We start from the raw sequence: 6,661 nt of genomic DNA, 5'->3' as shown, positions 1-6,661 counted from the left end.
GCTCGTTTGGCTTGCCAAGCCGCAGAAGGGCGGCGCCGGCGGCGACGCCGCGGCGGGCGCGCACTGACAACGCGCCACACCGTGACCCCCAGGCTTCTTCGGGACCCTGGGGGTTTTCATTTGCCCAAGGCCTTCAACACGTCGTAGCACGCGCCCATCGTGTGATAGTCGGTCTTGCCGGCCGGGCTCTTCTCGTCGCCGGTCTTCCGGTTCTTCGGCGTCAGGATGCGGTACCAGGCGCCGTGCCTGTGGTCCACGAAGTGCGCCCACGAATACGCCCAGATGCTGTCGTACCAGTCCCAATAGCCAGCCTCTCCGGTGCGCACGGCGAGCAGGGCGGCGGCGGCGAAGCTCTCGGCCTGCACCCAGAAATACTTGTCGCCGTCGTACAGCGAACCGTCGGGCGCGAAGCCGTAGACCAGCCCGCCGTTGCCCGCATCCCAGCCGCGGAGCATCGCGGTGTCGAAGAAGTGGCGGGCGCGCGGCACGATCCAGCTGGTATCACCACTCTGCGCATTCAGCAGCCGTTCCAGCTGCAGCAGCAGCTTGGCCCATTCGGTCAGGTGCCCGGTCTGGAAACCCCAGGGCCGGAAGATGTCGCTGCGGTCGCCGCGGTTGAAGTCCCAGTCGACCGACCAGTCGGCGCGGTAGTGCTCCCACACCAGCCCATCGGCCAGTGCCGCCTGCCGTCCCGTCACGGCCTGCGCCAACTCGAGCGCGCGGTCGAGGTAGCGTGTGTCGCCTGTCGCTTCGAAGGCCGCCATCGTCGCCTCGCAGGCATGCATGTTGGCGTTCTGGCCGCGGTAGGGCGCTACGCACCAGTCGGGCGTCGCTTCGTCGGCATAGAGGTGGTGGCTCGGCTCCCAGAAGTGCCGCTCCATCAGGTCCCACGCGTGGGCGAGCCCTTCGCGCGCCTCGGTCACGCCGGCCATCAGCGCATGCGCATGCGCGAGCAGCACGAAAGCCAGGCCGTAGCAGTGCTGGGTGTCGTCCAGCACGGTGGCGCGGCCTTCGTGCCAGTCGAGCAGCCACGCAAAACCGCCTCCGGGCAGCGCGTGCGCATCGTGCAGGAAGGCCAGGCCGTGGCGCGTTGCGTCAAGGTCCGCCGCAACGCCGAAGCGGCGGTACGCATTCGCATGGTTGAACACGAAGCGCGTGCTGCTCACCAGGTGTCGCGTGCGGCGGTCGTAGACCGTGCCGTCGTCCCTGAAGAAGTGGAAGAACCCGCCCGAAGGATCGGTGTCGCGCGCTTCGTAGAAGGCCAGGGTGTGCCGGATGTGGTCGATCAGGAAATCGGGGGAGCGGAAATCGGGCATGACAAGCAGATGAGGGTTGTCGTTCTCAAGCGATCGGAGCGTCGGTCTCGGTGTCGAAGAAGGCGATCTTCGACAGGTCGAGAGGCCGCATTGTCACTGCGACGACAGTTGGTGATCGTGCATAACTTCTCTGTTGCAAGCAGGTTGCAGTGCAGCATAGGCATTTGCCCCAGTATCCAAGCGCGAGTCGCCCACGAACAATCGGTCCGCGCTCCATGGTGGCGCGCCGAGATGGACTGCATGACCGACTTCTTTTTTCCGAACCCGGGCGACCTCGCGAGATGAGCGACGTCATCCTCGAAACACGCCAGCTAACCAAGGAATTCAAGGGGTTCACCGCGGTCAGCAAGGTCAACCTCTCGGTGGTGCGCGGCTCGATCCACGCACTCATCGGCCCCAATGGCGCCGGCAAGACCACCTGCTTCAACCTGCTCACCAAGTTCCTGGAGCCCACCGCGGGCACGATCCTGTTCAACGGGCAGGACATCACCGGCGAGCGCCCCGCGCAGATCGCGCGGCGCGGCATCATCCGCTCGTTCCAGATCTCGGCCGTGTTCCCGCACCTGACGCTGCTGGAAAACGTGCGCCTGGGCCTGCAGCGCCGGCTGGGCACCTCGTACCACTTCTGGAAAAGCGAGAAGTCGCTCAAGCCGCTGGATGCCAGAGCCCGCGAGCTGCTGGCTGAAGTCGGCCTCGAGGAACTCGCCGACGAACAGACCGTGAACCTGCCGTACGGCCGCAAGCGCGCACTGGAGATTGCCACCACGCTGGCGATGGAGCCCGAGCTGATGCTGCTGGACGAACCCACGCAGGGCATGGGCCACGAAGACGTGCACCGCGTGGCCGAACTCATCAAGCGCGTATCGGCCGGACGCACCATCCTCATGGTCGAACACAACATGAGCGTGGTCTCCACCATCGCCGACACCATTACCGTGCTGCAACGCGGCGCGGTGCTGGCCGAAGGCCCCTACGCCGAAGTCTCGAAGAACCCGCAGGTCATGGAGGCCTACATGGGCACGACGGACGGCGAAATGCAGGGCGCGCACTGACATGACCGCTGCTTTGGAAATCAAGGGCCTCCAAGCCTGGTACGGCGAATCGCACGTGCTCCACGGCGTCGACATGGTCGTGCAGCCCGGCGAAGTCGTCACGCTGCTGGGCCGCAACGGCGCGGGCCGCACCACCACGCTGCGCGCCATCATGGGCCTCACGGGCGCTCGCAAGGGCAGCATCGAGGTCAACGGCAAAGAGACCATTGCGATGCCCACGCACCGCATCGCGCACCTGGGCATCGGCTACTGCCCCGAAGAGCGCGGCATCTTCGCGAGCCTCTCGTGCGAAGAAAACCTGCTGCTGCCGCCCGAACTCAAGGGTGCCGGCCCGGGCATGTCGGTCGAAGAGATCTACACCATGTTCCCCAACCTGGCCGAGCGGCGCCATAGCCAGGGCACGCGCCTGTCGGGCGGCGAGCAGCAGATGCTGGCCGTCGCGCGCATCCTTCGCACGGGCGCCAAGCTGCTGTTGCTCGACGAAATTTCCGAAGGCCTCGCACCGGTCATCGTGCAGGCGCTGGCCCGCATGATCACCACGCTGCGCGCCAAGGGCTACACCATCGTGATGGTGGAGCAGAACTTCCGCTTTGCCGCGCCGCTGGCCGACCGCTTCTATGTGATGGAGCACGGGCGCATCGTGGAGAAGTTCGGCGCGTCCGAGCTCGAAGCCAAGATGCCGGTGCTCACCGAGCTGCTCGGCGTCTGAACCCCACTCAAACACCTCAAGATTTTTCAGGAGACAAACACCATGAACAAGAAACTCGGCCTCATCGCCACTGCCGTCGCCATGCTCGCCCTCAGCGCGGGCGCTGCGCAGGCGCAGGAAAAAGTGAAGATCGGCTTCGTCACCGACCTGTCCAGCCTCTACGCCGACCTCGAAGGCAAGGGCGGTGCCACCGCCATCCAGATGGCGATCGACGACTTCGGCGGCAAGGTGCTGGGCCAACCCATCGAACTCCTGGTGGCAGACCACCAGAACAAGGCCGACATCGCCGCCTCCAAGGCCCGCGAGTGGGTCGACACGGCCGGCGTGACCATGATCTTCGGCGGCACCAACTCCGGCACCGCGCTCGCGACCGCCAAGGTGGCCGAAGAGAAGAAGCGCGTGTACTTCAACAATGGCGCGGGCAGCTCGGTGCTCACCAACGAGCAGTGCTCGCCCTACACCGTGCACTACGCATACGACACCGTGGCGCTTGCCAAGGGCACCGGCGCGGCAGTGGTAGACCGTGGCGGCAAGAGCTGGTTCTTCCTCACGGCCGACTACGCCTTCGGCCACGCGCTGGAAGCCGACACGACCAAGGTCGTGAAGGAAAAGGGCGGCACGGTGGTGGGCGCGGTGCGCCATCCGCTGAACGCATCGGACTTCTCCTCGTTCCTGCTGCAGGCGCAGAACTCCAAGGCGCAGATCCTGGGCCTTGCCAACGCGGGCGGCGACACCATCAATGCGATCAAGGCATCGAAGGAATTCGGCATCAACAAGACCATGAAGACCGCGGGTCTCCTGGTCTTCCTGAGCGACGTGCACAGCCTGGGCCTGAAGAACACCGAAGGCCTGCTGCACACCACCAGCTGGTACTGGGACCTGAACGACGACACGCGCAAGTTCGCCAATCGCTTCTTCGAGAAGACCAAGCGCATGCCCACCGACGTGCAGGCCGCCGACTACTCGGCCACCACCACCTACCTGAAGGCCGTGGCCGCCGCCAAGACCACTGATTCCGACAAGGTGATGGCGCAGCTCAAGAGCATGAAGATCGACGACTTCTACGCCAAGGGCCAGATCCGCGCCGACGGCAGCTTCATCCACGACATGTACCTGGTCGAAGTGAAGTCGCCCGCCGAGTCGAAGAAGCCCTGGGACTACCTGAAGGTGCTCAAGACGCTGCCGGGCGACCAGGTCTTCACGACCAAGGCCGAAACGAAATGCGCCGCCTGGAAGTAAATGTTGCTCGCCCCCAGGCTGCGCGCACTTCGTGTCGCTTCGCCCACCCCCTACCGGGGGCGGACCGGCCGCTTCGGGCGGCCGTGCGCGGCGGCCCTCACGATTTTCCGTTCCTTCATTAGGAGTTCTTGACCATGAAAAAGACGTTCTTGCTCTCAGGCATCTCTCTTGCCATCGCATTGGCCGCGGGCGCTGCCCAGGCGCAGGACAAGGTCAAGATCGGTTTCATCACCGACATGTCCAGCCTCTACGCGGACGTGGAGGGCAAGAACGGCGCCCTCGCGATCCAGATGGCCATCGACGACTTCGGCGGCAAGGTCAACGGCATGCCCATCGAGCTGCTGTCGGCCGACCACCAGAACAAGGCCGACATCGCCGCCTCGAAGGCGCGCGAATGGATCGACACGCAGGGCCTCACGATGCTGTTCGGCGGCACCAGCTCGGGCACCGGCCTCGCGATGGCGAAGGTGGCGCAGGAGAAGAAGCGCGTCTTCATCGTGAACGGCGCGGGCAGTTCGGCGCTCACCAACGAACAATGCTCGCCCTACACCGTGCACTACGCCTACGACACCGTGGCGCTGGCCAAGGGCACCGGCAGCGCGGTGATCGCGCGCGGCGACAAGAGCTGGTATTTCCTCACCGCCGACTACGCCTTCGGCCAAGCCCTCGAAGCCGACGCCACCAAGGTGGTGAAGGAAAAGGGCGGCACCGTGCTCGGGAGCGTCAAGCACCCGCTCAACACGTCTGACTTCTCTTCGTTCCTGCTGCAGGCGCAGAACTCCAAGGCGCAGGTGCTCGCGCTCGCCAATGCCGGCGGCGACACCATCAATTCGATCAAGGCCGCGAAGGAATTCGGCATTACCAAGTCGATGAAGATGGTGGGCCTGCTGGTGTTCGTGACCGACGTGCACAGCCTGGGCCTGAAGAACACCGAGGGCCTCCTGCTCACCACCAGCTGGGACTGGAACCTGGACGACAAGACGCGCGCCTTCGGCAAGCGCTTCTTCGAGAAGACCAAGCGCATGCCCACCGACATCCAGGCCGCCGACTACTCGGCCACCATGACCTACCTGAAGGCCGTGCAGGCCGCCAAGACGGTCGATGCCGACAAGGTGATGGAAACCATCAAGGCCACGCCCATCGACGACTTCTATGCCAAGGGCACCGTGCGCGCCGACGGCCGCTTCGTGCACGACATGTACCTGGTGCAGGTGAAGTCGCCGGCCGAATCGAAGCAGCCCTGGGACTACTACAAGGTGATCCAGAAGTTGAAGGGCGAGGAAGTCTTCACCACGAAGGCCGAGAGCAAGTGCGCGTTGTGGAAGTAACCCTCCAGGCTGCGCGCACTGCGTGTCGCTTCGCCTACCTCCCTTTGCAAGGAGGGCGGGCCGGCCGCTTCGGGCGGCCGTGCGCGGCGGCCCCCGCGAAAGAGAAAGAACGGCCGACGGCTTCCTGAAACGCTTATGAACATTTCCCTCCCTGCCTTGTTGAGCCAGCTCCTCCTGGGGCTGGTCAACGGCTCGTTCTACGCCATCCTGAGCCTCGGGCTGGCGGTGATCTTCGGTTTGCTCAACGTCATCAACTTCGCGCACGGCGCGCTGTTCATGCTGGGGGCCGTCCTCACCTGGATGGCCATGGAGTATTTCGGCATCAACTACTGGGTGATGCTGATCGCGGCGCCCATCCTCATCGGCCTCTTCGGCGTGGTGATCGAGCGGCTGCTCTTGCGCTGGATCTACAAGCTCGACCACCTCTACGGTCTCTTGCTCACGCTCGGTCTCACGCTCTTGATCGAAGGCGTATTCCGCTCGGTCTACGGTGTCTCGGGCCTGCCCTACGACGCGCCCGATGCGCTCTCCAGCGCCACCGACCTGGGCTTCATGGTGCTGCCCAACTACCGCGCATGGGTGGTCGTCGCCTCGCTGGTGATCTGCTTTGCCACCTGGTATGTGATCGAGAAGACGCGCCTGGGCGCTTATCTCCGCGCCGGCACCGAGAACCCGCGCCTGGTGGAAGCCTTCGGCGTCAACGTGCCGCTGATGATCACGCTGACCTACGCGTTCGGCTGCGCGCTCGCGGCCTTCGCGGGCGTGCTGGCCGCGCCGGTCATGCAGGTGTCGCCGCTCATGGGGCAGAACCTCATCATCGTGGTGTTCGCCGTCGTCGTGATCGGCGGCATGGGCTCGATCATGGGCGCCATCCTCACGGGGCTGGGGCTCGGCGTGATCGAAGGGCTCACCAAGGTTTTCTATCCGGAGGCTTCCTCCACCGTCGTCTTCGTGATCATGGTCATCGTGCTGCTGATTCGCCCCGCCGGCCTGTTCGGCAAAGAGAAGTAAGGCGGA

6 protein-coding genes are annotated in these 6,661 nt (G+C 64.8%); 5 read left to right on the top strand and 1 reads right to left on the bottom strand.

Going from position 1 to position 6,661, the window contains the following annotated elements; genetic code table 11:
* Positions 1-116: 116 nt before the first annotated feature.
* Positions 117-1,316 carry an AGE family epimerase/isomerase gene (locus RT97_RS26280; RefSeq protein ID WP_042581801.1) on the bottom strand — a complete coding sequence of 400 codons (1,200 nt, stop codon included), beginning with the start codon at positions 1,314-1,316 and terminating at the stop codon, positions 117-119.
* 281 nt (positions 1,317-1,597) lie between these two features.
* Here RT97_RS26280 and RT97_RS26275 point away from each other — a divergent pair, with 281 nt between their 5' ends.
* The 5 genes from RT97_RS26275 (at position 1,598) to RT97_RS26255 (ending at position 6,655) form a co-directional block, all read left to right on the top strand.
* Positions 1,598-2,368, top strand: coding sequence for an ABC transporter ATP-binding protein (locus RT97_RS26275; RefSeq protein WP_042581800.1), 771 nt, complete (start codon positions 1,598-1,600; stop codon positions 2,366-2,368).
* A gap of 1 nt (position 2,369) precedes the next feature.
* Positions 2,370-3,077 carry an ABC transporter ATP-binding protein gene (locus RT97_RS26270; protein WP_042581799.1) on the top strand — a complete coding sequence of 236 codons (708 nt, stop codon included), beginning with the start codon at positions 2,370-2,372 and terminating at the stop codon, positions 3,075-3,077.
* Positions 3,078-3,158: 81 nt separating this feature from the next.
* The gene (locus RT97_RS26265) at positions 3,159-4,316 is read left to right on the top strand and encodes an ABC transporter substrate-binding protein (RefSeq protein ID WP_437184112.1); all 1,158 of its coding nucleotides are present in this window, start codon (positions 3,159-3,161) and stop codon (positions 4,314-4,316) included.
* Positions 4,317-4,450: 134 nt separating this feature from the next.
* Positions 4,451-5,644 carry an ABC transporter substrate-binding protein gene (locus RT97_RS26260; RefSeq protein ID WP_042581797.1) on the top strand — a complete coding sequence of 398 codons (1,194 nt, stop codon included), beginning with the start codon at positions 4,451-4,453 and terminating at the stop codon, positions 5,642-5,644.
* Positions 5,645-5,779: 135 nt separating this feature from the next.
* Positions 5,780-6,655 carry a branched-chain amino acid ABC transporter permease gene (locus tag RT97_RS26255; protein ID WP_042581796.1) on the top strand — a complete coding sequence of 292 codons (876 nt, stop codon included), beginning with the start codon at positions 5,780-5,782 and terminating at the stop codon, positions 6,653-6,655.
* The last annotated feature ends 6 nt before the right edge of the window (positions 6,656-6,661 follow it).

Origin of the sequence: Variovorax paradoxus (genome assembly GCF_000834655.1) — a bacterium.
In the GTDB taxonomy this organism is placed as follows: domain Bacteria; phylum Pseudomonadota; class Gammaproteobacteria; order Burkholderiales; family Burkholderiaceae_C; genus Variovorax; species Variovorax paradoxus_F.
This window is presented reverse-complemented; position numbering and strand designations above follow the sequence as displayed.

What these genes read in the sequence shown, in the direction of transcription:
- RT97_RS26275 (WP_042581800.1), top strand. Translation starts at nt 1,598, where the DNA reads ATGAGCGACGTCATCCTCGAAACACGCCAGCTAACCAAGGAATTCAAG.
- RT97_RS26260 (WP_042581797.1), top strand. Translation starts at nt 4,451, where the DNA reads ATGAAAAAGACGTTCTTGCTCTCAGGCATCTCTCTTGCCATCGCATTG.
- RT97_RS26255 (WP_042581796.1), top strand. Translation starts at nt 5,780, where the DNA reads ATGAACATTTCCCTCCCTGCCTTGTTGAGCCAGCTCCTCCTGGGGCTG.
- RT97_RS26280 (WP_042581801.1), bottom strand. Translation starts at nt 1,316, where the DNA reads ATGCCCGATTTCCGCTCCCCCGATTTCCTGATCGACCACATCCGGCAC.
- RT97_RS26270 (WP_042581799.1), top strand. Translation starts at nt 2,370, where the DNA reads ATGACCGCTGCTTTGGAAATCAAGGGCCTCCAAGCCTGGTACGGCGAA.
- RT97_RS26265 (WP_437184112.1), top strand. Translation starts at nt 3,159, where the DNA reads ATGCTCGCCCTCAGCGCGGGCGCTGCGCAGGCGCAGGAAAAAGTGAAG.